The organism is Wolbachia endosymbiont of Nomada ferruginata (genome assembly GCF_001675785.1).
GTDB classification, from domain to species: domain Bacteria; phylum Pseudomonadota; class Alphaproteobacteria; order Rickettsiales; family Anaplasmataceae; genus Wolbachia; species Wolbachia pipientis.
In genome coordinates, this window is record NZ_LYUY01000196.1 from 1 (window position 1) to 562 (window position 562).

A 562-nucleotide genomic window follows, 5' to 3' on the forward strand; every position below is an offset into this window, starting at 1 on the left:
TATATAGGGTTGACACCAAGGCAATATTCTTCTGGAGAAGTTGATCGGCATGGCAGCATATCAAAGATGGGACCAGCGGAATGTAGAAGTATGTTATATGAAGCTGCACAAACAATGCTTACAGTTACCAAGAGGACATTTAAATTAAAAAACTGGGGTTGCGAAGAAAAAAGGAATGAAAAAAGCAATTGTAGCAGTAGCAAGAAAATTAGCTGTAATTATGCATAGGATGTTGGTTGATAAAACAGAATTTTATTATCAATAAACATCAAAAGAGCATAGGACAATAATTTTATTGAAAATAAAGATAGCAATGCCGATGGAAGGGACAAGCAAGAACTTAGTTAGACTTCGTGGTAAATATGTTGCCGTCCACTTCCGCCTAACAAGTATAATGCGGCTTGACAAATTTATTGTCATCTCAGACCGCGGAGAGAACCATATGCTACTTTTAACTTATGTAAAATTACCAAGGATTATGGAGAAGATATGCTGTTTTGATTTGTGTGAAAATTATTGTTGACTTATGTGCAATTAGAGAACCTAAGTCACTTTAGCTATA

1 protein-coding gene is annotated in these 562 nt (G+C 35.2%); it reads left to right on the forward strand.

What is annotated here, in order from left to right:
- Positions 1-228, forward strand: a 228-nt coding sequence (locus tag BA053_RS06420) for a transposase (RefSeq protein ID WP_156518078.1), incomplete at its 5' end; no start/stop codon positions are given.
- Positions 229-562: the final 334 nt, after the last annotated feature.